The sequence below is a fragment of the Sphingobacterium sp. CZ-UAM genome (assembly GCF_002000245.1).
In the GTDB taxonomy this organism is placed as follows: domain Bacteria; phylum Bacteroidota; class Bacteroidia; order Sphingobacteriales; family Sphingobacteriaceae; genus Sphingobacterium.
Map to the genome: position 1 here is coordinate 706,120 of NZ_MTCM01000002.1, position 25,074 is coordinate 731,193.

The following is a 25,074-nucleotide window of genomic DNA, read 5'->3' on the forward strand; positions in this document are numbered from 1 at the left end:
GACTCATTGAAAAAGTAACCAACATGACTAATTTTAAAAAAATTAAAAACCATTTGCTCTATGCTGGCCTTGGCATGGCATTTTTTGGCCAGGCTGCATACGCTCAAAAATCGAGCTCAATCGCCGATCAGCTGCAAGTCACCTGGCAGGTAAAGGAAGGTCAGAACATCCGGAAAAACCCTATCTCAACAATTATTCTGAAAAACAAGGGCAAAAGCGCTATACAGCTTAATGATTGGAGTCTGTGGTTTAACTTTATCCGGTCTATCGATCCCAATAAAGTAGATAAAAGATTTGCCATTGACCACAGAAATGGTGACCTATTTCAGGTAAGCTTTAAGAAAAACAATTTTTTGCTAAAAGCACAGGATACAATCCATATTGATTTTATCACAACAGGACTCGTCAATTATACCGATGGACCAATCGGTTTGTACATAAAAAATAGCAAAACCGGGCTTTCAACAGATGTTCGCAACTATACCGCTGTAAAAACAGCTCCTCAATCCGATACTGACAAAGCAGATTTTTGGTCTTATAAATATGACCAAAATAAACTTACTGAAGGTATAGACGCTCAGGCCATTATCCCCCTACCTGCCAGCATTAGTATCAACAATACTGCAAAATTCAATATAACAACAGGTACAAAAGTATACATTACTGACGAATTTGCCTCCGAAGGAGGCTTCCTGACAGACTTTCTAAACCAATACACAGGGATTAAGCTGTCAACTAGCTCAGAAAAACAGGATGGTGTTGTGATTATCAAAGCAAACGATCTGAAACCTGAATCTTATCGCCTAAACATCGATGCAAAAGGTATCCGAATCGAAGCTGCAGATAAGGCAGGCGCATTTTATGCCATACAGTCTTTGAAATCCTTGATCAATCATCGACAATGGAATAAAACCGCAAAATCAATAGGCCTACCTTACGCGAAAGTAGCAGATAGTCCGCGTTATGGCTACCGTGGATTTATGTTGGATGCTGCCCGCAATTTCCACAGCAAAGCAGAAGTGTTACGGATATTGGATCTGATGGCTGCCTACAAATTAAATAAGTTCCATTTCCACTTTATTGACGATGAAGGTTGGCGATTAGAGATCCCATCCTTACCAGAACTTACTGCTGTGGGTGCTAACCGCACAGCGAGTTTTGAAGACGGCAAAGGAATTCAACCAGCTTATGGATCTGGTGCAACTGCAAAAACAAATCAATTCTACACCGTAGCCGATTATATCGAAATCTTACAATATGCAAAAGCAAGGCATATTGATGTAATACCAGAGGTAGAAACCCCAGGGCATGCCCGTGCAGCGATCAAAGCGATGCGTGCACGCTTTGCACATTTTACGAAGGCTGGCGACAAGCAAAAAGCGGAGGAATTCTTGTTGGATGATGCGGATGATAAATCGGTCTATAACTCTGCACAGAACTGGAACGACAATGTAATGAACCCTGCCCTCCCTTCGACCTACCATTTCCTGAGCAAGGTGGTCGATGAAATTAAAGCGATCCACGATAAAGCTGGAGTGCCGTTGAAAATTATCGATTTGGGTGGCGATGAAACGCCGAATGGTGTTTGGGAAAAATCGCCAAAGATCATTGCTTTCATGAAGGAAAATAATATCAGTAATGTACTTGATGTATGGCCGATATATATCGCCAAAATCAACAAACTTGTTCAGGATAAGGGGTTGACGATGTCTGGATGGGAAGAGATGGGCATGCGTAATAAAGGGAAAGGAATGGAAGTTAATGCTGAATTGGGCAAATCTGGCATCCATCTCAATGTATGGAATAACCTTCCTGGACAAGGACAGGAAGATCTCGCTTACCGCTTAGCAAATGTTGGCTATAAAGTTGTCTATACCAGCGCAGCAAACAACTACCTGGATATGTCATGGGACCGCGACTTTGCAGATCCGGGCCATAGCTGGGTGGGTACTGTAAACCTGAACAGGACTTACTCTTTCTCTCCGGAAAACTTCTTTATCAATCTTCGTAAGGATGACACGGGAAAAGATCTCGTAAAAGAAGCTTATACCAACAAAGAGCAGCTCACTGCTGAAGGAAAGAAAAATCTACTCGGCATCAAGGGTGCGCTATGGGCTGAAAAAGTATCCACCGATCAACGTCTTGAAGAGATGATATTCCCGCGCTTAATCGCCATTGCCGATCGTGCCTGGGCGCAAGAACAAGACTGGGAAAAAGGGAACTCGTATGATGAAGCAAGCTATCGTAAATCGTACACAGCCTTTATTAAAAAATTAGGCGAAGATGAATTGAAGAAACTCGATATTATTGACGGTGGTTATACCTATCGCCTTCCAAAGCTTGGAATTAAAAAAGAGGGCAACCAACTCCTTATCAACACCGATTATCCCGGATTCAAAATATATTATACGGACAATGGAAGCACACCGACGTTGAAATCAAAAGAAGCAAGTGGTGCAATTCCTTATCAAATGGGTAAGAAATATCTATTCAAAGTCTTTGATGCCAAAGGTAGATCCGGAGAGGTTATTGCATATTAAAAACTAAACTGGATTATGACAATAAAATAACGTCATCCAAGCTGTTCAAGCTCGCCAACGAAATAGCATAGGCTGATTGCAGTTCTAAAACCGAAAAAGGGATGATTTCTATTCGAAAATCATCCCTTTTTGCTTGTCTTTAGTATGAAATACGAGCCGCTTAGAACTTATAGCTCAATGAGACAGCCGCATTTCGCGGGTCGATCTGATTAATAAAACCACCACGGAAATACGAGTTCAAGCCAATCTCATTGGTAATATTGTTCACAAAGACTTTGGCATCAAACTTACGCCACTTATAGCCTACCTGCGCATTTAACGTTGTATAGGCAGGCATATTGAATGGTTTTTCGCCATAATATTCGCCATGGCCCTGCGGCGTTAGGCTATATTCATTCACCGGACGGTCGCCTACATAATAAACTCCGGCACTCAAACTCAGATTTCTTAAGGCACCTTGGTTAAACACATATTGCACCCAGGCATTGGCCGTATGTTTTGGCGCATTCATTGGTGCTGAGCCATTCATATAGGATGGAGAGTTTTTATATCGGGCATCTAAATATGCATAGCCCAACATAACCGTTAGATTTTCCAACACACGACCGTTTAATTCCGCTTCGATACCATCCCGGACTAAATCACCCGCTTTAAAATAAAGACCCGTCGGCTGATTTGCATCATTATATTCCGCATTCGTTAAGTCAGATGTATAAATATGGAAATACGTCAAATTGAAACGCAGTCTATTATCCAACCAATCTGATTTAATCCCCCCTTCGAATTGTTCCGTAGTTGAAGCACCGGCCTTGGTCCCATCAACCATTGGATTGGCTGCACTTCTGAGACTGGTTGAGTTCGTATAAGATCCGAATACATTAAAATTCTCGAAAGGCGTAACGATAATCCCTGCCATCGGATTCCAGGCTGATTCCCTTTTATTTCCGTTTGAGGTAAAGTCCTTCGTAGTAATTTCAGAGTAACGCAAGCCTAAAACAGCTTTAATATATTTATTAAATTCAATGACATCCTGTGCCATAAAGCCAATAGAGGAATAATAATTCCGAACAGGTGTTTTGGCCTCAAAAGCCACCTTCTTACCTGTCCGTTTATTTCCCAACGAATCCACATAAGATACTTGATCCAAATCATTAGCCCAGTCGCCATGAATATCAATAACATCAATTACCCCGGCAGCTAAAGCTGCCTGATCAGGCTTTGACAATGGAATTTTACTGTCCAACAAACTCAATTTGGTACCAAACGAAGTTGTTGTTGCATCCGCAATACGATAATCTACACCAGCTTGGACCAAATGCTTTACTTTGCCTGTATACAAATCCTTTCCGATCAAATCAAATTGGAAGGTCTTATTTTTATCGTCACGCAAACTCTTGCTCATCTTCCGTGAAAAGGTATTGAACTTTTTGTCCGCATCGTTAACCAGCGAAGCCGAAGTCGTGAGGTTATCGACCTGATAGGAAGAAGTCGCTATTGAAGCCCGAATACTCCAACGATCGGTCAATTCATGATTGATCTGCCCCATAAAACTCTTCATCTCGGTATTGACGTTATCAGAATTCATACCCAAGAATTTATTGTTGGGTATCACATACAAAGCATTAATACTCTGTGAGGGATTTAGGTTAACGGCCGAATTGACAGGTGTACGGTTATCGTTGAAATAATCTCCTTCTAATGTGATCGTTGTCTTCTCTGTAGGCTTCCAGGCCAAAGATGGGTTCAGATAAACACGATTAGCAGAAAGTCCTTTTCTGAAACTATCATTCCTTTCATAAGCACCGTCCATACGAAAAGCAACAGTCTCCTTTTTATCTAATACGGTCTGGAAATCGAATGTTGGCCGAAACTGTCCCCAGCTTCCCACACGTACCCCAACCTCGCCTGAATTGGTAAAATTAGGGGTTTTCGTCACGACGTTAATTACCCCACCGGCATTGCCAAGGTCGGTAATCACACCTTGCGTCACCGCAGCAGAACCTTTGATCATCTGGATAGACTCCACCCCTTGCATATCAACGACACCCGAAGCGGTCTGGAACTGGGAATCCATACGTACGCCATTTTTCAATACCGGTATACCTCTGAATCCCCGAGTCGATAGTGATTCTTTGACACCACCATATGAGCCGAATAAGGTCACCCCTGGAATATTTCTAACCGCATCAGTCAACGTCAGGATACCTTGATCTTGGATGACTTTGTTGGATATAACAGATATACTCTGGATCTGATCGGAGGGTTTTAGCGGCATACGGGTAATCATTTCAAGTCCCTTCGGCTTCTTATTACGCTCGCCAAATACTTCCACCTCATCGATGGCCTGTTCATTGCCGACCAGCACCACAGGTTTTAGTACCACCTCAGGGCTAGTAGAACTAAACACATAATCAATTGATGTCGTCTGATAACCTAAATAAGTAAAACGAATGACGGCATCCTGAGCGACACCCTGAAGTCTAAAATGACCTTTATGGTCTGTACGGACCGTTTTATCACCGATTGAAACGGTTACTGAGCTTAATGGGTTATTGTTTGCATCAACAACCTTTCCTTTTACGATTCCTGAAGTTTGGCCATATACAGCGCTTCCGATTAAAAATGTAGAGGCAAGTGCAAGTAAGTGTTTGTTCATGTTAATAATCTTGGGTAATTATTTTTAATTAATCTAAATAACACGACAAAGGTATAAAAATTTCCTTTGTTAGAACAATTAAAAACAAAAAAGCTCTGAACCACTTCTGATTCAGAGCTTTCCTATATTAACTCAGCCTGTTTTAGTCAAACTTCCAGCGTACAAAAGCTTCTATCGCTTCATAGTTGGCAAGGCCTAATCTATCGTACAATGCTGCGGTATCGCTCGTACGGTCTTCTGCACGCACCCAGAATTCACGTGGATCATCACCCGGGAATACCGGTAAATCTTTTTGAGACTGGTGTTTGAAGATCGCCAAACGTTTGCGATATACCTCTTGTGGAGATAATGGAACCGCCATTTCGATCTCATGGATCGGGTATTCATGCCAAGCACCTCTGTACAGCCACAACCAACAGTCTTTTGTCCACTCATCCGTTTTGCTCAACCTTCTTAGTGCTTCAAACAAAATATCAAAACATACTTTATGCGTACCATGTGGATCGGCAAAATCTCCTGCAGCAAATACTTGGTGCGGTTTTACCTGACGCAACAATTCCATCGTTTGTTGGATATCGTCTTCAAAGGATACATCCTTCGCAAATTTTTGTCTGTCGTAGAATGGTAAATCCTGGAAATGGATATTTTCATCCGGCAAACCTACCAAACGTGCACCGGCAATAGCTTCTCCTTTACGGATCAATGCCTTTATTTTTCGAACGAGTTCGGTATCGATCTGATTTGGTTTTTTAGTCGCAAAGATTGCTCTTTCTTCATCATAAATCTGACTGATCTGAGCGGCCTCTGTCTTCGCACCGATTTGGTTTGCTAGGTCCTCAGCAAACTCCAAGTAACGGACTACATCATCATCCCATACGGCAGTATTACCACAAGTCTGGTAAGCAACATGTACATTGTGTCCTTGATCTGCCAAACGGATAAATGTTCCACCCATAGAGATTACATCATCATCTGGGTGTGGAGAAAATACGATCACGTTTTTCTTAGCCGGATTCGCACGCTCAGGACGTTGTGAATCGTCTACGTTCGGCTTACCTCCTGGCCATCCGGTAATTGTATGTTGAAGCTCATTAAAGATGCGGATATTAATGTTATAAGCAGGGCCAGTTTCTGTGACCAGCTTGGCCATACCATGCGCATTATAATCTTCATCTGTAAGTTTTAAAATCGGCTTATTGATTTCCAGTGCTAACCAAACGACAGCTTTTTTGATCAAAGTTGGTGTCCAGGTCACATCTTCGGCCAACCATGGGAGGTCAAAACGCGTCAACAGGGATGCCGCTGCTTCATCCAGGATGAATTCGACATTATCCGATAGCTGAAGATAAGTTGCAGGAATCTCTGACGAGATCTCGCCCTCAACAGCTTTCTTAATGATCTCCGCTTTGGTTTCGGTCCAGGCCATCAAGATGATCTCGCGAGCTTTGAAAATTGTACCGACACCCATAGTAATCGCTTTTCTTGGCACATTTTCTTTACCACCAAAGGCGCGTGATGCATCCCGACGAGTCAAGTCGTCCAGGGTGACAATACGGGTACCAGAGTTTGGAGCAGAACCCGGCTCATTAAAACCGATATGGCCTGTACGGCCAATACCTAATAATTGAATATCTAATCCACCGGCGGCCGTGATCTTTTGCTCGTATGCCTCACAAAAAGCATTGACTTGATCTGGAGCCAGGGTACCATCAGGAATATTTACGTTCGCCTTGTCAATATCTACGTGATCAAACAAATTCTTGTTCATAAAGGTCACATAGCTCTGATCGGCATCAGGTTGCATAGGGTAATATTCGTCAAGATTGAAGGTAATCACGTTCTTAAAGCTTAAACCTTCTTCTTTGTGCAAGCGAATCAGTTCTTGATAGACTTTCACTGGCGTAGCACCAGTAGCAAGACCCAGAACAGCTTTTTCACCTTTCTCCTGCTTTGCACGAATAATTTCAGCAATACGATTTGCAACGTTTTTCGAAGCTGAATTTTGATCTGGATAGACGCTTACGGGGACTTTTTCGAAGCGTGTTTCTTCCAATAAATTTAATCTAGCCATTTTATGGATATATTGATAAACGTGAATTACAAATTTATGAAATTAGTGAGTTAAGTTGAAGTAAAATTTTAATAAAGTGGCTTATTCTTAACAATATTTTAAATAAATCCTTTTAGCCTTTATTTTAGCACAGAAAACCGGCTATATTTCATTCAAAATAGCCACAGCTTTCAGCAAAGTGACATCTTGCTTAGCAAAACAAACGCGCAAAACCTGCTGATCTGTAGCTTGTTTATAGAATGCTGACAGTGGAATTGTCGCTATTTTGTGCTGCTTGGTCAGATGGCAGGCAAAATCAAACTCCTTCTCCCGACTAATGGCACTATAATCAAGATTGAGAAAGTAGGTCCCTTGACAAGGAAGAATCTTAAAGCGGGATTGCGTTAATCCGTTTTTGAGCAGGTCTCTCTTTTTCTCAAAAAAACCGGACAGGCTCTCCACATAAGCCATATCTTTTAAATATTCAGCTATCGCTAGCTGCATTGGGGTATTCACACTGAATACATTAAACTGATGGATTTTTCGGAATTCACGCATTAAGAGGGTCGGAGCCACACAGTAACCGATCTTCCACCCGGTGGTATGCAGCAGTTTTCCAAAAGAGGCAACAACAAAACTCCGTTCACGCAGACCGGGTATACTTATCACCGATTGTGGAGCTACTCCATCAAAGACAAGATGTTCATAAACTTCATCACTGAGCAATAGGCTATTGGTCCCTTCCAAAAGCTTGCTAAGTTTATTTAATTCTTCTTTTTGAAGCACTTTTCCGGTGGGGTTGTTCGGATTGTTGATTATCACTAAACGAGTTTTCTCGTTGATCAATGTCGCCACGTAATCCCAGTCAATCTGAAAATCAGGTGCCAATAAGCGAACGGGCACAACTTTACCACCAAACAATTCGATCGTTGGGGCATAACTATCGTATGCAGGTTCGAATATAATGACTTCATCTCCGTGGCCAACAACTGTTGCAATCGCAGTAAAGAGCGCCTGAGTGCCTCCGGCTGTAATAGTAAGCTCTTCCAATGGATCGATGTCCACCGTATATACGTTCTTGTATTTTTCGACGATGGCCTCACGCAAGCTTTGCGCACCGATCATCGGCGCATATTGGTTATGCCCTTTTTCCATTGCTGCTGATACCAATTGTATAAGCTTGGGATCTGTCTCAAAGTCCGGAAAACCCTGGGACAGATTCAGTGCCTGCTCCTGATTGGCAAGCATGGTCATCTTGGTAAAGATCGATGTTCCGACATGTGGAAGTTTAGGTATTAGGTCGAAGTTCATTTTTTGACATTTTATTAATCTACTAAATTAGTGGATTTTCTTATATTTGTAAATATATACAAGAATAGCAACATGATAAAATACATCACAGTACTTTTTTTGGTTCTCCCATTTTTCGGCTTCGCACAGAAGAAAGAATTGACCAAACAGGAATATATCGCCCGTGTGAAAGCGGCACCGGATTCCATCTCAACTTTAGTTGACTTGCGTCGTGTAGGTGGCTATGACCCTGTCTATACAGAACTGCAGGCGCTTTATAATACACTGAGCAACAATGTCAAAAATTCTAATGAAGGAAAAGAATTCCAGGAATATTTAAACGCATTGGAGACTGTTCAGATCGGAAAAGTTGCACCCGCTTTTACGCAAAATGATACAACAGGCAATCCTGTACAGCTGTCCGATTTCAAAGGCAAATATGTGTTACTTGATTTTTGGGCTTCCTGGTGTCCCGATTGCCGCGTTGAAAGCCCGGATCTTGTAAAAACTTACGAACAGTTTAAAGGAGACAAGTTTGAAATCCTCGGTATATCTTTTGACAAAGACCGCAACTCCTGGATCAAGGCTATCCATGCAGATAAACTTCATTGGAGACATGTCTCTGACTTAAAACGCTGGCAAAACGACGTAGGTACGCTTTATGCGGTGAAATCTATCCCTCAAAATGTACTGATTGACCCCAATGGAAAAATCATTGCAAAGAATTTGCATGGGGATGCTTTACGTGCAAAATTAAGGGAAGTATTAAAGTAGGAATTTAAAACTGTGAATTCCTAAATGCGCTTCAGAAACTTATTTCTGATGGCGCAAAAGCCGCTAAGTATGAAGGTGATCGCCCTCAATCGAAGGTCAGTAAAAATCCCCTTGGAAAAGCAGCGATAGTATAAAAAAATAGGTGCCCGAAAATCGGGCACCTATTTTTTTATATAAATTTATGATCCATTAGCCAAATAAAGCGCTAAAAATATCTTCCAGCTTAGCCACAGGCCGAATGGCAATATTATACTTCTTTGCATCTAAACCTTTGGTATTGAACTTGGAAATAAAAATTCCATCAAAGCCCAACTTCTCTGCTTCCTGAATGCGTTGTTCAATCCGGTTTACAGCTCTGATTTCCCCTGACAATCCCACCTCTCCGGCAAAAGTCAGATTGCTTTGGATAGGAATATCCTGCTGTGATGAGATAATCGCTACGATAACCGCCAGATCAATGGCCGGATCTTCGACCCGCAATCCTCCGGCAATGTTTAAAAATACATCCTGCGCACTTAAACGAAAACCAAATCGCTTTTCCAAAACTGCTAACAGCATATTCAACCTTTTTGTATCATAGCCTGTGGATGAGCGCTGAGCCGTACCGAATGCGGAGTTGCTTACTAAGGCCTGAACTTCAATCATCATGGGCCGCATGCCCTCGAGCATAGCTGCAATGGAAACTCCACTCACGGGCTCATCGCGTTGTGAAATCATAATTTCGGACGGATTTGACACTTCCCGTAAACCCGAACCCTGCATTTCATATATACCTAATTCAGAAGCAGAGCCAAACCTATTTTTGACAGCGCGCAAAATGCGGTAGACATGATGGCGGTCACCTTCAAACTGGAGTACGGTATCAACCATATGTTCCAATACCTTTGGTCCAGCGATGGAACCATCTTTGGTGATATGGCCTACAATAAATACGGGTGTACTGGTTTCTTTGGCAAACCGTAGTAATTCGGCCGTGCATTCCCGTACCTGAGAAACAGAGCCCGGTGCTGATTCAATCTGTGATGAATGCAGTGTTTGGATCGAATCAATGACTATGACATTGGGTTGTACAGTTTCAATCTGCTTAAAAATATTTTGTGTGGATGTTTCCGTCAGAATATAGCAGTTCGCTTTAGATGATTGCGATAAGCGCTCAGCCCGCATCTTGATCTGCTGCTCGCTCTCCTCTCCGGAAATATAGAGGGTCTTGACCTGTGGAATGGACAAAGCCAGCTGGAGCATCAAAGTAGACTTTCCAATGCCGGGTTCACCTCCGATCAGCACCAGCGAACCTGGAACGATTCCGCCGCCCAACACCCGGTTAAACTCTTGATCCGGAGTCAGGATACGCGATTCGTCCTGGTATACAATCTCGTGAATAATGGCTGCTTTGTTTGCCCGCTTTGCATTTCCTGTTGTTGTCGTGCTTCGCCATTCAGGAACTTTTGAGCTTGACTTTTCGACCACCTCCTCAACGAAACTATTCCATTGTTTGCACGAAGGACACTGTCCCATCCATTTGGGAGATTCATAGCCGCAGTTTTGACAGAAATATGCCGATTTTGTTTTTGCCATCTACGAAATTACAAATTTCTATCCGTTACCTTACCTTTCATTTTCTTTTAAAATCCGCAAAAAATTCTGGCCCATGATTTTAGCGATATCTCCTTTCTTATAGCCTCTTTCCAAAAGGCCCTTTGTCAATAAAGGGAACTTGGAAACATCTTCCAAGCCCTGAGGAGCAGATTCGATACCATCAAAATCTGATCCAATCGCTACATGATCAATCCCAACTTTACGGACAAGGTAATCGATATGATCCAATAGTTTGGATAAAGGAGCATCAACTTCGTATTTCGCCTCCTTGGATAACTGATCATACATACTCCAGGTGCTTTTCGTCATATCGGCATCCTTTCCAACTTGTTTTTTGTAGATCTTCTTTAACCGCGTTTCATAGGTCGGATCTAAAAAACCAGAGTAAAAGTTGACACCGATCACGCCGCCATTTTTCTTCAGAGCCTCCAATTGTTCGTCTTTCAGGTTGCGGAAATGTGGACATAAACGATAAGCATTGCTGTGTGACACCAATATCGGTTTACTGGAAACCGCAAGGACATCATAAAAGGTCTGCTCACCACCGTGGGAGAGATCCACCAGCATGCCAAGCTCATTCATTTTCCGAATGATCGCTTTCCCATGGTCAGTTAATCCCTTCGCCTTGGAATCCATCGCGCCAGACTCCATTGCGGCACAACTCGCCCATGGCACATTATAGTTCCAGGTCAAGGTTAAATATTTCGCACCACGTTGATGAAGTTTGATGAGCTTGTCTATGCTACCCTCGATCATATTACCTCCCTCCACACCAATAATCGCAGCAATTTTACCCGTTTTTAGAATGCCATCGATATCTGCCGCTGATTTCGCCAAGGCAATATCCTCCGCATTTGTAGCAATCATTTTTTCCAGTGCATCTATTTGCGCATTGGCATGCTCAAAGGCTCCGGTCTTCCATTTTGCATCATCGGACCAAACAGCGAAGACTTGCACATCCACTCCGCCTTCTTTTAACCTTGGTAAATCCGTAGCACCCGTACTCAGTCGCTGACCAATATCCTTTCCTCCAAAAATTGATTCATAAATCACATCATTATGCCCATCTACAACAATCATATCGGCATGAATTTGCTTATACTCCTGGCTATAGGTCATGCGATTCAGGGTTAAAAGACACAAGCCCGTAAACAATAGATTCTTTATCATTTTTTCGCCTCATTAATTGTTTCATAAATGGCATCCTGAATCCGGCTACGGATATTGAGATCCAACAATTTGGTACTGACCTGCGGGTGCACGCGATTGGATAGGAAGATATAAATCAATTGATTTTGTGGATCCACCCAGATACATGTGCCTGTGTATCCGGTATGTCCAAAAACAGTACTATTGGCCAATTTAGATGGATATTCGTTTTTCGGATTAGGATCCCAGCGGTCAAATCCGAGTCCCCTTCGACTTGATATGGACTGTTTACTGGTAAACTGATCTATTGTTTCTGTCTTAAAATAACGCTCGCCGCCATATTCACCGCGGTTCAACAAAAGCTGTCCATATATTGCCAGATCATTGGCTGTAGCAAATAAACCGGCATGCCCGGCAATACCTCCAGCCATCGCGGCACCCTGATCATGCACATAACCTTCCAAAAGGGTTCTACGGAATGACGTATCCTGTTCGGTAGGCACAATCTGCTCTTTGGCAAATCGTTCCCTTGGAAGATAACCTGCATGGGTCATCCCCAAAGGTCGATAGAAATTTTCCTGAACATAATCTTGCATGGGTACTGCAGTCTGATGTTCCGCAACTTCCTTCATCACATACATACTTATGTCGCTATACACATAATTTCCCGTTGGCTTAACCGGGGACTTTAACATTTCGGGCCACATCACATCCCGGTAGTAATGATTGAGAATATAACTATTGTCAGCCATCTTAACCTGATGCTGCTGGTCGGGGCTGCCAACAACATCTCCGGCTTTCAGATATTTATAAAATGGGATAAATGGCGTAAAACCTGCTTCATGTAGCATCACAGAGCGCAATTTGATATCTTTTTTATTCGTATACTTTGCCTGCCATAGGTAATGGCCCATTGTGCTATCCAAATTAATAATATTACGCTCGGTCAGGCGCATAATCACGGGTGTAGTACCCGCAATTTTGCTGACGGAGGCGAGATCAAAAATATCACTTACTTTCGTTGGGATAGCTTTCGTATAGGTATGATAGCCATACGATTTTTCCAATAGCACCTGCCCATCTTTTACAATCATCACCACTGCGCCGGGAGTAGCCTGCTTATCGATCGCTTCCTGTGCAATGGCATCAATCTTTTTGGTCAGTTTACCCAAGTTCAGGTTTGAGTTTTTCCCGGAACTGTATTGCAGACGCGTTTGAGTCGTCGTAACATTTCCTTCGGTAATGGCTGCACCGCCAAAGATAGACATCGCAGCATTGTATTGGCCAGCGGTAGTAAAAGGCGCCAAAAGTTCGATTAAATCAGACTGCAGATGCTCAGAAACAGCCTTTTTGCCACGCTCATGTTCAAAGAAGTGGCAGAGCACAACCTTCTTATTGTTCAGTACAGCCTGCTTGAGCTGCGCCAAACAATCCGCATCCAAATCATCTTCCTTCCCTGCGACAATAATCGTATTGTAATATTTGATATCTTCATCAAATTTACTAAAATCCAATACTGTTATATTTGTATACCGTGCCAGCTGGTTTGTAAACGGTGCATATTTGTCCGCATGCGGCACAACAACTGCGATGCGCAACTGATCCAGTCCAGTAAGTGGCAGTAACTGATCGATATTATTATAAAGTATGGTTTCGTTCTTTATGGTCGATTTATATTGAGCGAACAGGGGGGGAATACAGAAGAAACCTGCAAATAACACCCCAAAAAATCCTTTTTTCATTCTGATTTTATCGTTTTTTAGGTTCTATCAAATAAAAATACGAATAAAATAAAAAAACAAAGCTCAGCATCAGTAAAAAATCAATTTTGTTACGGGAATGGGCTTCTAGTTAGGGATTTTTCAGATGAGCAAGCTGAAATCTTTTTTTTTCTGTAAGTTTGATTAATGCCGGAATTGATTCAAGATAAAACAATATTTTCCCTCCTAGAGGTGAGCAAAAGTATCCAAAAAACGCTTGCTGAGCGTTACAAGAGCTTATATTGGATCAAGGCGGAGATGAATAAACTGAACCATTATACGCATTCCGGACATTGTTACCCTGAGCTCGTTGAAAAACAGGATGGCAAAATCGTCGCTGAGATCAGGTCTACTTTATGGAAGGCGGACTTCAACCGGATCAACAACAATTTTCTGAAAATTGCACAGGAACCGCTGCGGGAGGGCATCACAATGTTATTTCAGGCAGGTATTTCCTATGATCCGATGTATGGTTTGAGCTTGAGGATTGTTGATATTGATCCGACTTTTACCCTAGGTGAACTGGAGAAAGAAAAGCTGGATAGCATTAAAAAGCTCAAGGAAGAGGGCATTTACGAGGCCAATAAATTGGTACCCTTCCCCATGCTTCCAAAAAGACTGGCAATTATTTCCGTAGAGACAAGCAAGGGACTTTCTGATTTCTACAAGATTATCAATCAAAACCCCTGGGGCTACCGGTTGGAATGCACCTTATTTCCAGCGCTCTTACAGGGAGATAAATCCATCCCTTCAATCATCAATCAACTCGCGATCATCGCCGATAAAATAGCTGAATTTGATGTGGTTGCCATTATTCGTGGCGGTGGCGGTGAGGTTGGCCTATCGAGCTACAATAATTATCTGTTGGCAAGGGCCATAGCAATCTTCCCTATTCCTGTATTGACGGGAATAGGTCATTCGACCAACTATACTGTGAGCGAGATGGTGGCCTATAAAAATGCAATCACCCCCAGCGAGCTGGCTGATTTCCTCATTCAAAAATTTCATAATTTTTCTGTTCCGATCGAAAAGGCCACGGAAGGAATTCAACAGCTGATATTTACTCGATTTAAGGAAGAACGGAATACTTTGACTCAAATGGCAACGCATATTCAATGGATCGGGAAAAGAGAACTTCAAACTGCGCGCACCAATATTCAGCACATGCAACACGAGCTGAATGCATTGGTTAAACTGCGTTTTTATGAACATAAAACGGCTTTGGCACATACGGAGCGGATTATCCAACTCTCTGACCCACGGCGATTGCTCAAACAAGGATTTTCCATCACAAAAGTCAATGGCAAATTATTGCAATCTGTAGATCAGCTATCCCCGGGAGACCTTATCCAGACGATGCTGGAAGATGGGGAAATTACCAGTACGGTGACCGACAAGAAATCGCTGAGCGACAGATTAGACGGCAGCTAACAGTAATATTATTTGAAACTGAAAAATTTAAAGCGATAAAAAGACAATGGAAGAAAAATATACGTATACCGATGCCTTCAATGAATTACAAACGATTGTAAAAGAAATTGAAAATGGAACAACCAATATTGATGAACTTGCGGAGAAAATCAAACGAGCATCTGATCTCATTGAGGTCTGTCGGGCAAAATTGACCGCAACCGAAGACGAGGTAAACCAGTTGTTGCAAAAGATCTCTCCGGTTCAGGATTTAGATGAAGAATAAGGAAATGAAAATACTCTTGACCAGCCTATAGCATCATACGTGTGTGCAGTCCGAGTATTGATAGGCAACAATGTAGGCTATGATACATATTCGTCATACTAAATCGTGAAAAGAACATATTAGCCCTATCAGAACATGGGCACTTCGATCAGCAGCAATTTAGCATTATACGTCGCCTCAATATCTATTTTAGCCGAATCATAGATTCCAATGCCATCTCTCCGTTCTAATGTTTCATTGGCTACGGATACCTTTCCTTCGAGGACAAAAAGGTATATCCCGTTTCTTTCCGAATGAACAGTATACGAAATTGTGTTCCCTTCCTCCAGGTCCGCAATATTGAAGTATGCATCCTGATGAATATGAACTGCATCTGGATTCGATATATCAGGGGACACAATGGTTACAAACTTATTATGACGGTCCAAATGAAGGTAAGACTTCTGTTCGTAAGTCGGTGTTATATTCTGTTCATTGGGTAATACCCAAATTTGCAGAAATTTAACAGGATCTTTTTGGTCTCCGTTAAACTCCGAATGCGTCACGCCTTTACCTGCAGACATTATCTGCACTTCTCCTGTTTCAATATTACGGACATTGCCCATACTATCTTGATGGGAAAGGATTCCCTCCAAAGGTATGCTCACGATTTCCATATTGTCATGTGCATGACGACCGAAACCCTGCCCCCCTTCAACTTGGTCATCGTTCAATACGCGTAAAGCTCCGAAGTTTACTTTTTCTGGGTCAAAATATTGCCCAAAACTGAACGAATAGGCGCTTTTAAGCCAACCAAAGTCCACATGACCACGATCGTTTTCCCGGTGAATGATCTTTTGCATCTGTTCCTCCATGTTATATAAATAACTAATAATCAGAGGACAAAACTCATACCAACAAGCCTTTCCGTAAAAAAACCTGCCAATTTGACAAAAACTACAATGCTAGAGCGCTTTGAGTTTATCAGGAGCAACTGCATGGATAAGTGCCCTTGCAAGGATACGATTGGGATCAATTACGACCATTCCATTGTGATCTTTCTCAGGAATAGCCAATGGCAGTTCGGCACAGCCCAAAATAATCGCTTGAGCACCTTGTTTTTTCAAATCATCCATCGCCAATAAAAGGTCTTCCCTTGCTTTATTGGCGATGGGCGCTGGTTGCGCCTTAATACCGTAATCTTTATCATAAATCGCATTGTTTACCTTCTCTTTCTGAGTCCCTTCAGGCTCAACAATAGGAAACCCTTTTTTCATAAAAGCTTCCCGATACTGACTATAAGCCTGTTCTCCCGCAGTCGACAGCACGCCTATCGTACTATCCGGATAATTTTCTTGGATGAAGCGTACCGCCTCATGGACAATATGGAGCAACTTCAGTTCTGTCCCCAAGCGAGCCATCTCATCTTGAATCACCGAAAAAATCGGCTCCGCATGCGCTGTATTCGACGGAATTGCCGCAATAGTTGCCCCTGCCTGTTCCAGTTGTTTTAAAATCAATGCTATTGCCTTTCCCGGATTCTCCTTTGATCTATCCAATAAATATGCGGAACGATCCGGAATCAAATTGGGACAGGAAAACAATAACAGTGGCAAATGTTCCTGATCGGAACCTGCCACTGTCTCATCTATAATTTTCTTGGCTATATCCAAGCCTGCATAAGGGCCAAGGCCGCCTACTAAACCAATCATAACAAATTTTTTATACCTTATGATATAACCAATAGCTCGCCGAATCGTTTGATAAAGTTTACCATTCAATGGCCTGATCTTCATCTGGAATCTGTGTATTGAGTTGACGCTCCAAAATCAATGAACCAGAAACCTTGAATTTGATCGCCGTAGTCGCAACAAGGGTATAATCCGTAAACTCGTAATCCACGTTATTGATCGTGATATAACGATGCAATAAATAGGGCCGGACGGCGTCCATCTGTTCTGAAATGGTATAACTTGCATCTTTTTTCACAACGAACTTCATATTTGGATTTGCGGCACGAAAGGTAACACCGCCCTTGTCATTGAATGTTGCAAAAACTTGATAATTCTTCCGGTCCTTTCGCTCTTCATCTATATTTCCCGCGTAAAAGAAGATCGTATTCTCATCGACAACATAGCTCTTGATCTGACTTTTTACGATCGGGGTTTCATTTTCATGCCCTTCCATAACAACCTTCAATGCCGTCCCGCTATAGGTCCCAGAGTAATTGTTAAAAGGGTTGATGCGTAATAGTGCCTTTTTATAATGCTTCCGGGGATTGACCTTATATTTAGCTCCCGGGTCATCCAAAATAGTCAGGGGAAGGACCCATTTTTCGGTCATATCAATACCTTTCAGTGTAAAATCTATGGCCATTAATCCGGTATTTTCTCCAGACTTGATATCCACCGCTGATGGAATCGAAAAATAGTCCGTACGGAGCTGTTTGTAATAAAAATCCGTCCTCGTCTGGAACCGCTCGTAATTTAGCACGCCCAATGTATCCGCATCCACTCCAACCTTGACCGAAAGATTATTATCGTTGGTTGTCGATCCGCTTACTTCCAAGGGTTGCATGAAGGTGGTCTTTTGTCCATCCTTATAACGAACATAGATATTCGCGACCCCTTCACTTTCCAGGGGAGCTTTAAAAGAAATGTAATGTTCGAATTGTTCCTCTTTCCATTCATCATTACAAGAGCCGCAGAGAGCAAGTAAAGTGAGGAACAACAATTGTATATATGACTTGTTCATAAAATGCATATTTGGTTAATCATTGTAAGTCCATCCGGGATTTTGAGTCAGATTCTTATTGCGCTTAAGTTCGGTATGGCTAATCGGCCAAAACCACATTTTGTCGGCAAAGGTTGTCTTCAAGGTCCATATCGCGACGGGCTGGTAAAAAAGGTCGCGTTCCGCTACATTCATCAATACGTTACAGCCATACACAGGCAATGCTTCTTCAACAGGTGCATCCATCCAGCGGCGTAGATCATAATAGCGTTGACCTTCGCCCATAAGCTCAATAAAACGCTCCCGTTTCAATGCTTTACGTAGCTCATTCTTATTGCCATATACACTGGCAGCGTAATCCGGCACACCCGCGCGGATGCGTACGGGATGGATACCCTTTTTCATTTCGGCAATGTCACGGCTAATGGTATAACTTGCTCCGCGCCAAGACGGAATCGTATACGAACCGCTCAGCTCATTCAGCGCCTCGGCATACATCAGCAATACATCTGCATAACGGATGGCGGGTTCGGCCTTGGGAATAATACGTGAGCCAACTCCACCTTCGTAAGTATCACTGGGATGAACAAACTTCTTAACGCCGAACCCCGTCCGCAACCAGTACCCATTCGCTGAATTAAAGCCGTTTCCTTTCGGGTCAGCGCTATAATAGAAGATTTGTTTGTTGCGGTTTTCCTCTTTTGTTTCATTAAGCAATGTCCAAAAACTTCCACTATAAGCCACCGAAGCGTAGAACCTCGGTTCGCGGTTTGCATATTGCAACGACACGCCGGGACGCAATGGTCTGTATTTTTTATTGTCATAATCCTCCTGTGTCACAAATCCACTGACACGATCTGAACCATTACCACGGCCGATTTCCTTATCCTTACCTGGCACATCCGTACCATCATTCATATAATAAGCATCAACCAGTTTCTGAGTCAGCCCATGCGTATTCCATCCTGTTGCCGAACGCGGCAGTTGGTGGATGACCATTTGGTCTATGCCCTCATTCGGTTGGTTGTTACCCCGGGTAAATATTAACTCCGGATTACCCGAAGCAGTCAATGTCCCATTAAAGACCTCTGCATAGGATTTGGCAGGATCGATGTCGGCCCAACCTGCTGGCCAGCTTTTTTCCGAAAAATTATGATCCTGTGGCGGTCTGACTGTTGCATCATCACCTGTTTCCTGTAAAGGGGCCGTGTAAAGCCGATATACCCCCAATTCGATAACATCGCGTGCCGCTGCCGCGGCCTTTGCCCATTTCTCTTCTTTATAATCGGCAGACAACAGGCGTTTCATCTGTTTGTCTACCAAGCGCGCAGCATAAGCGGAATTATTCCCATTGGCCAAGGGGCTTGCCGCATACAGAAGCACTTTAGCCCTCGCTGCCAATGCTGCACCTACAGAAGGGCGGGCAGAGCCATCCTGTCCGCGCCTCATCCCAAGGGCTTCCATCTCTTTCGCAGCCTTTAATAGTTCGTTGCTGATGAATTCAGCACACTCATCATAAGTATTTCGCGCAATAGCCAGTTCTTCATAACTATCTGTATAATCCAGGCCTTCATCGGGCAGAATCGGAATAGGCCCATATTTACGGAGCAATAACCAGTAGAGGTAAGCCCGCGCAAAACGCGCTTGCCCCCGATAATCTACGATTTCGGCCTCGGACATCTCCGTATTCATGTAGATATTATGGATAAAGGTCGAAGCATTCCGAATCCCGCGATACGATTGAGTCCATGTCCCCTGTTTATCCGTTTCGGTATACAAACCCATTTTAAACATATTATAGGACAGCTCATTTTTTGATGGATCGTAATCCTTGTCCCGATCACCATAATACATATCATCCGCGAAACAATGCGGTGTCAGGCCTTTACTGGCGACATCGGCATTTTCACCTTTGAATTCTTCAAATACATGAGCCAGCCATTTCTCCGAATACAGTTTGCTTTTAAATGTTTTTTCCAAGGTGATCCGATCTTTAAAATATTGGTCGGACTTTAAATAATCCTTTTTACAGGATGAGATCACATTCATGCCCAAAGCGAGCATAAGTGCAAGATATAATGTCTTTCTTTGCATCTTTTTCTAATTTTACAGGTTAATATTGATGCCAAATGTAAAGGACTTGGGCAGGGGATAATCTTCGCCCCTTGGGGTGGCCAGCTCCGGATCCCAAAGTTTGAATTTTGACCAGGTCAATAAATTTGAGCCAACGAGGAAGAAGCGAATGCTATTGGCCTTAATCCGATTGGTAAGCTGTTTTGGCAATGTATAACCAATATCCAAGGTTTTCAAACGAAGATATTGTCCGTTTTTCAACCAAAATGTTGACTCTCTGAAATTATTAATATTGTCTCCAAAGCTTAAACGTGGATAAGATGCATTGGGATTTTCGGTTGACGGATCACCCGATATCTCGGCTGAAATCCAACGATTATCGCCCATGACGCCTTTCATCACCTGCCCCCATTCACCCTCACGAAAAGCCTGTACCGTTTTTCCATAAATCGAAAAAGTAGACTTCCCCGATCCCTGGAAATGGACACTAAGGTCAAATCCCCGCCAGCTCAGCGAAGTACCTAGACCGTAAACCAAATTAGGCCGCCGTGTTGCGCCTATGGCCACCCGGTCACCATCATCCACTATCCCATCTCCATTGACATCTTTATATTTTATATCTCCGGGCTGATAATTTGGCGGATTATTATCAAACTGTTGTTTCGGGCTATTGCGAATATCATCGTAATCTTTAAACAGGCCTAAAGCGATCAATCCTATAGACTGGTCGACACGATAACCTTTTTGATTTTGATAACCGTATACGTTATTTTCCTCGTCGATTGCCGTAATTTCGTTCTTACTATAGGTGATATTGCTACGTGCCGTAAGGTTTAATTCGCCGATCTTCTGCTTATATTCGAGGCGCCCGTCAAAACCACGTGATTTTACTCCACCCACATTCGCTCTTGGAATACTTTCCAGGCCAACCATGCTTGGCAAAAATCTTCGTTCCATATAAATGCCGGTACGTTTCTCATCAAAGAAATCGAAGTTGGCGACAATTTTATCCCGCAATAAAGCGATATCCAAACCCAGGTTATTTTTGGTCGCCATTTCCCATGTAACATAGGGCGAAGCCACCTGGCTATACCGAATACCGCCATAGGAACGATCTAGACCGTAATCTGCCCATTGATACCCCCCTACGGGAATCCGTTGACCATCACTATCCAGAATCAGGTTACCCCTATCATCTCTACGCCAGATTTCCTCAATCGTATATAAGTACGGGAAACGTTCGTTGTTATCGCCTATTTTAAGTTGGTCATTTCCCACCTTACCCCAGGAGTAACGTACTTTAAGCAAATTCAGCCAAGGAACATTATTCTTTACAAAAGGCTCCTCGGAGATATTCCATGCTGCTGCTACAGCGGGGAAAAAACCATATTGTTGCCCTATGGCAAAGTTTTCCGAACCCGTATAACCAAAATTGAAATCAGCAACATAACGTGACTTCCAATTATAGGTTAATCTTCCCGCTAATGCCTGGTTACGTCTGGATACCCCATTTTTGATGTCATTGCCCAAATCAACTGTTTTGGTAAAAGCATCCCGGGTAAAACGTGCTACTGCACCCAAATTATGATCTCCAATTTTACGGTCATAATTAATCATAACATCATAAAACTCCCGTCTATTTCCTTCGGAATACCCGCCCTGTTCCATTTCCCTGGGATTAGCCTTATGCGTAAAAATCAGATTCCCATTCTCATCACGTGCGCGTTCGGCATGCCATAATTCAGGCAATTTAATACGCGTGATATTGTTATTATTATAGGTATCAAAGCCGACAATCCCTCTGAGTTTTAAACCTTTGGTGATAAAATCAAAGTTCTGTTCAATTGTAACGTCGGTCTGTACTTTGTTTTGCCAATTTTCATTGAATCCCGACTGTGTTGACATGACCCATGGATTGATCTTATTGCCATCTCCTATCGTTGGCACACGGCCGTTGGAATACAGTACTGGTGTACTGATCGGAGAATATCCAAAAAAAGAACCCCATAGATCCTGATCGCCCAGGCCTGGGCTATTCCGTTTGTCTAGTGATCCCGCGACACCAACTTTCAATACGGTGCTTTTGGTCACATTGATATCCGCATTCAGACGATAATTCCAACGTTTGTAATTCGCATTTGTGTTATAATCGTTGCGCAGTGTTTCATCCGTTTTATACATACCACCTTCATCTACATAGCTTCCCGACACGAAATAACGCGTTGTAGCCCCACCTCCGGTCATGTTAAGGTTTGCCCGGTACGTCATGGCACCATCTTTCAATAACAGGTCTTTCCAGTTGACATTGGGGTAAAGATCTGGGTCCAATCCCAAGCGCAAGATCTCCAACTCTTCCGGACGATAAATCGGTTCAAAATTTCGCGTGATCCGGGCCTCATTTAGTAGGTTAGCATAGGTTACGCCATCCTCAAATTCAGGCGTAATTGTACGTGTGTTATAAATGGTCTCGTCTTTAAAATTGATATTGATTTTACCCTCTTTACCACGTTTTGTTGTGATCAGGATAACGCCGTTTGCTCCTCTAGAGCCATAAATTGCTGTCAAGGCTGCATCTTTAAGCACGGTAAACGTTTCAATATCTTCGATATTTATATCATTAATATCGCGCTCGACATTATCTACCAAAACTAAAGCGGCACTACCACCACCGAAGGTAGAGATACCACGTATCCAAAACTCGGAGATATTTCTACCGGGCTGCCCGGACTGCATCATCGCCATGACACCGGGCACATTACCGGCAAGTGCATTTGTTATGCTTGATGTCGGATTAGCTTTCATTGTCTCCACATCCACTCCACTTGCGGCCCCAGTCAATGTCAGCTTCTTTTGAGTACCAGTACCTGTTACTACCACTTCATCCAATACACTGGTCTCCGATTCTTTCAAACTCACATCAATGATTTGTGAATCTTTTACAAGTACTTCTTTCTTTTGGTATCCCACAGAAGAGAATACGAGTGTTTTGTAACGCTCTACTTTTATCTTATAATTTCCCTTGCTATCCGAGCTCGTCCCCAAGCCGGGAGCATCTTTCACCGAGATGCTGACACCGACAAGCGGCAACCTTTGGGTATCGACAATGACACCCCTTACCTCAACAGTTTCTTGTGCAAACACAGTCCAGCAGAAACTGAGAAGCGCTATACATGTTAGTACTATTTTATTCATCATCTTATCACAGGTTAATCTTGGTCATTTTCATCCATTTCCTCCAGTGCGATCTTACGAATCCGCCTATTTTCACGGTCTCCAATATAAAAAGCCTGTTCTTTTTCGTTATAGGCGATACCTGATGGCCGATCAAAACGAGCGTCTGCCCTCAGATCTCCATTAACATAGCCGTAAGGATTCGTATTCAGGCTCGAACTCCCTCGGCCGGCAAAAGTTGTTACGGCACCTTCGGGCGTAAGCATACGAATGGCATGATTCATAAGGTCGGTAAAATAAAAATCGTAGATATCGGGTTTACCGGCTTCCACATAAGCCTGGTTTTTGACAAATACCCCTTGATAAGGCTGATTGACACGGGCTGAGGACCCTACCCCATCTTTATAACCCGATTCACGGACTTTCCCGCAAACTAAATAGGGTTGGTTAAACCGCTTTTTATCCCAATTGTAATCCGCACGCATAATATAACCTTGGTTGATCACCAAAATATACGCGTAGTTTCCTGTTGGATGAATCAAAGCCCGATATTCCCATTCCGGATCCTGAATCACATATAACTGCTCCGCTTTTACCGTTTTATCCGTGAAATACTGATTGAGATCAAAACGGAAGAACTCTCCTTTTGCATAACTGTTAAAATACATTTCTCCGTTAACAGGGTGAATAGAGGCTCCATTACACTGTCTGCTTTTGGTCAGCACTTCTTTATCGAGAAAGCTCCTTGCTCGGGAAAACAATAACGTTGACTCATCATTCTCTCCGCCCCGGTCTTGTGCTACGATCATATATTTCCCATCTATCGAAAAATCTACACTACGTGGACGGCTAAAATCGGAACGTTTTTTGGTAATCGTGCTATCCTCAAAATTAATCAGATAGAGGCCATTATTGTCATCAAATGTCACCCACAGGTGTTTGGGATTTGTGGGATCAAACTTCATAAAAGAGGAAAGCCAAAAGCCACTGGCCATTTTGTTTTGGTCAGCATCTTTAAACTTACCGTCTTTCCAAGGTTCGTCACCGCGGGCGTTCCTGTAACCGGCTAGTGTGGACACCACTAGCTTACGTTTATAATCAAACTTTGCTTCAGCCCGTCCGATGACAGGTTTCTCGACTCCGCCAACACGCACTTCGATATCGCCTTCGAAAGCCTGTTTGGGAACAAGGCAATACAATGACTCGCCCAAAGCATTGATAACGACTGCTTGTTGTCCACCTATCAACACGGTAACATTCTTGGGATCATTTCCAAAATTTTGCCCATAAATAATTAGACGCTGCCCCATGCCACCCGATTTTGGGCTGAAATCAGACACGATGACTGGTTTTGTAGGATCAAAAGGCTTAGATTCTCCAATAATTGCCGTTGTATCGTTCTTGCAGGCACAAAGACCAAAGGTGAGAATCATAAAGACCCAGAGTCTACCAAATCGGCACAAGGCTCTACTCGCTACTTGTTTTGTTCTCATAAGTTATTAATTGGTTAAAATTTATTTCAAATACTTTTTTTAGTATCCCAGTGGGACCGCTTCCGGATATTTTTTCTTTAGGCTTATATCGTTGAAAGCATGTCAGGGACTTAA

The 25,074-nt window shown here is 42.8% G+C and carries 16 protein-coding genes; 4 read left to right on the forward strand and 12 right to left on the reverse strand.

Annotated elements, in window-relative coordinates; genetic code table 11:
• Positions 1 to 23 precede the first annotated feature (23 nt).
• The gene (locus BWD42_RS12990; RefSeq protein ID WP_077436802.1) at positions 24 to 2,540 is read left to right on the forward strand and encodes a family 20 glycosylhydrolase; all 2,517 of its coding nucleotides are present in this window, start codon (positions 24 to 26) and stop codon (positions 2,538 to 2,540) included.
• A gap of 160 nt (positions 2,541 to 2,700) precedes the next feature.
• Here BWD42_RS12990 and BWD42_RS12995 read toward each other — a convergent pair whose 3' ends face one another.
• The 3 genes from BWD42_RS12995 to BWD42_RS13005 all read right to left on the reverse strand — a co-directional run bounded on the left by BWD42_RS12995 (position 2,701) and on the right by BWD42_RS13005 (position 8,557).
• On the reverse strand, positions 2,701 to 5,196 hold the full coding sequence (locus BWD42_RS12995) for a TonB-dependent receptor (RefSeq protein WP_077436803.1): 2,496 nt from the start codon (positions 5,194 to 5,196) through the stop codon (positions 2,701 to 2,703).
• 142 nt (positions 5,197 to 5,338) lie between these two features.
• The gene (gene nagB / locus BWD42_RS13000) at positions 5,339 to 7,267 is read right to left on the reverse strand and encodes a glucosamine-6-phosphate deaminase (RefSeq protein ID WP_077436804.1); all 1,929 of its coding nucleotides are present in this window, start codon (positions 7,265 to 7,267) and stop codon (positions 5,339 to 5,341) included.
• 141 nt (positions 7,268 to 7,408) lie between these two features.
• A complete protein-coding gene (locus BWD42_RS13005; RefSeq protein WP_077436805.1) occupies positions 7,409 to 8,557 on the reverse strand; it encodes a methionine aminotransferase in 1,149 nt (382 codons plus the stop codon).
• 72 nt (positions 8,558 to 8,629) lie between these two features.
• Here BWD42_RS13005 and BWD42_RS13010 point away from each other — a divergent pair, with 72 nt between their 5' ends.
• The gene (locus tag BWD42_RS13010) at positions 8,630 to 9,310 is read left to right on the forward strand and encodes a peroxiredoxin family protein (protein WP_077436806.1); all 681 of its coding nucleotides are present in this window, start codon (positions 8,630 to 8,632) and stop codon (positions 9,308 to 9,310) included.
• Positions 9,311 to 9,499: 189 nt separating this feature from the next.
• On the opposite strand, the gene radA is transcribed toward BWD42_RS13010, so the two are convergent.
• Genes radA through BWD42_RS13025 form a run of 3 tightly spaced genes read right to left on the reverse strand, consistent with a single transcriptional unit; the run spans position 9,500 to position 13,797 of the window.
• On the reverse strand, positions 9,500 to 10,885 hold the full coding sequence (gene radA / locus BWD42_RS13015) for a DNA repair protein RadA (RefSeq protein ID WP_077436807.1): 1,386 nt from the start codon (positions 10,883 to 10,885) through the stop codon (positions 9,500 to 9,502).
• 30 nt (positions 10,886 to 10,915) lie between these two features.
• Positions 10,916 to 12,076: a dipeptidase gene (locus tag BWD42_RS13020; protein WP_077436808.1), complete on the reverse strand. Its 1,161-nt coding sequence runs from the start codon at positions 12,074 to 12,076 to the stop codon at positions 10,916 to 10,918.
• Positions 12,073 to 13,797, reverse strand: a complete 1,725-nt coding sequence (locus tag BWD42_RS13025; RefSeq protein WP_077436809.1) for a serine hydrolase domain-containing protein — start codon at positions 13,795 to 13,797, stop codon at positions 12,073 to 12,075. The genes BWD42_RS13020 and BWD42_RS13025 overlap by 4 nt, the downstream gene beginning before the upstream one ends.
• A gap of 165 nt (positions 13,798 to 13,962) precedes the next feature.
• Here BWD42_RS13025 and xseA point away from each other — a divergent pair, with 165 nt between their 5' ends.
• Both xseA and xseB read left to right on the forward strand, forming a co-directional pair.
• On the forward strand, positions 13,963 to 15,246 hold the full coding sequence (gene xseA / locus BWD42_RS13030; RefSeq protein WP_077436810.1) for an exodeoxyribonuclease VII large subunit: 1,284 nt from the start codon (positions 13,963 to 13,965) through the stop codon (positions 15,244 to 15,246).
• Positions 15,247 to 15,292: 46 nt separating this feature from the next.
• A complete protein-coding gene (xseB, locus tag BWD42_RS13035; RefSeq protein ID WP_077436811.1) occupies positions 15,293 to 15,511 on the forward strand; it encodes an exodeoxyribonuclease VII small subunit in 219 nt (72 codons plus the stop codon).
• A gap of 128 nt (positions 15,512 to 15,639) precedes the next feature.
• On the opposite strand, the gene BWD42_RS13040 is transcribed toward xseB, so the two are convergent.
• The 6 genes from BWD42_RS13040 to BWD42_RS13065 form a co-directional block, all read right to left on the reverse strand.
• Positions 15,640 to 16,353, reverse strand: a complete 714-nt coding sequence (locus BWD42_RS13040; protein ID WP_077437017.1) for a pirin family protein — start codon at positions 16,351 to 16,353, stop codon at positions 15,640 to 15,642.
• 102 nt (positions 16,354 to 16,455) lie between these two features.
• Positions 16,456 to 17,202: an aspartate/glutamate racemase family protein gene (locus BWD42_RS13045; protein ID WP_175992056.1), complete on the reverse strand. Its 747-nt coding sequence runs from the start codon at positions 17,200 to 17,202 to the stop codon at positions 16,456 to 16,458.
• A 58-nt stretch (positions 17,203 to 17,260) separates the two neighbouring features.
• The gene (locus tag BWD42_RS13050) at positions 17,261 to 18,244 is read right to left on the reverse strand and encodes a DUF4973 domain-containing protein (RefSeq protein ID WP_077436813.1); all 984 of its coding nucleotides are present in this window, start codon (positions 18,242 to 18,244) and stop codon (positions 17,261 to 17,263) included.
• Between the two features lie 15 nt (positions 18,245 to 18,259).
• On the reverse strand, positions 18,260 to 20,317 hold the full coding sequence (locus tag BWD42_RS13055; protein ID WP_077436814.1) for a RagB/SusD family nutrient uptake outer membrane protein: 2,058 nt from the start codon (positions 20,315 to 20,317) through the stop codon (positions 18,260 to 18,262).
• Positions 20,318 to 20,329: 12 nt separating this feature from the next.
• Positions 20,330 to 23,491 (reverse strand): SusC/RagA family TonB-linked outer membrane protein, encoded by a 3,162-nt coding sequence (locus BWD42_RS13060; RefSeq protein ID WP_254846233.1) that lies wholly within the window; start codon positions 23,489 to 23,491, stop codon positions 20,330 to 20,332.
• A gap of 11 nt (positions 23,492 to 23,502) precedes the next feature.
• On the reverse strand, positions 23,503 to 24,960 hold the full coding sequence (locus tag BWD42_RS13065) for an IPT/TIG domain-containing protein (protein ID WP_077436816.1): 1,458 nt from the start codon (positions 24,958 to 24,960) through the stop codon (positions 23,503 to 23,505).
• Between the last annotated feature and the right edge of the window lie 114 nt (positions 24,961 to 25,074).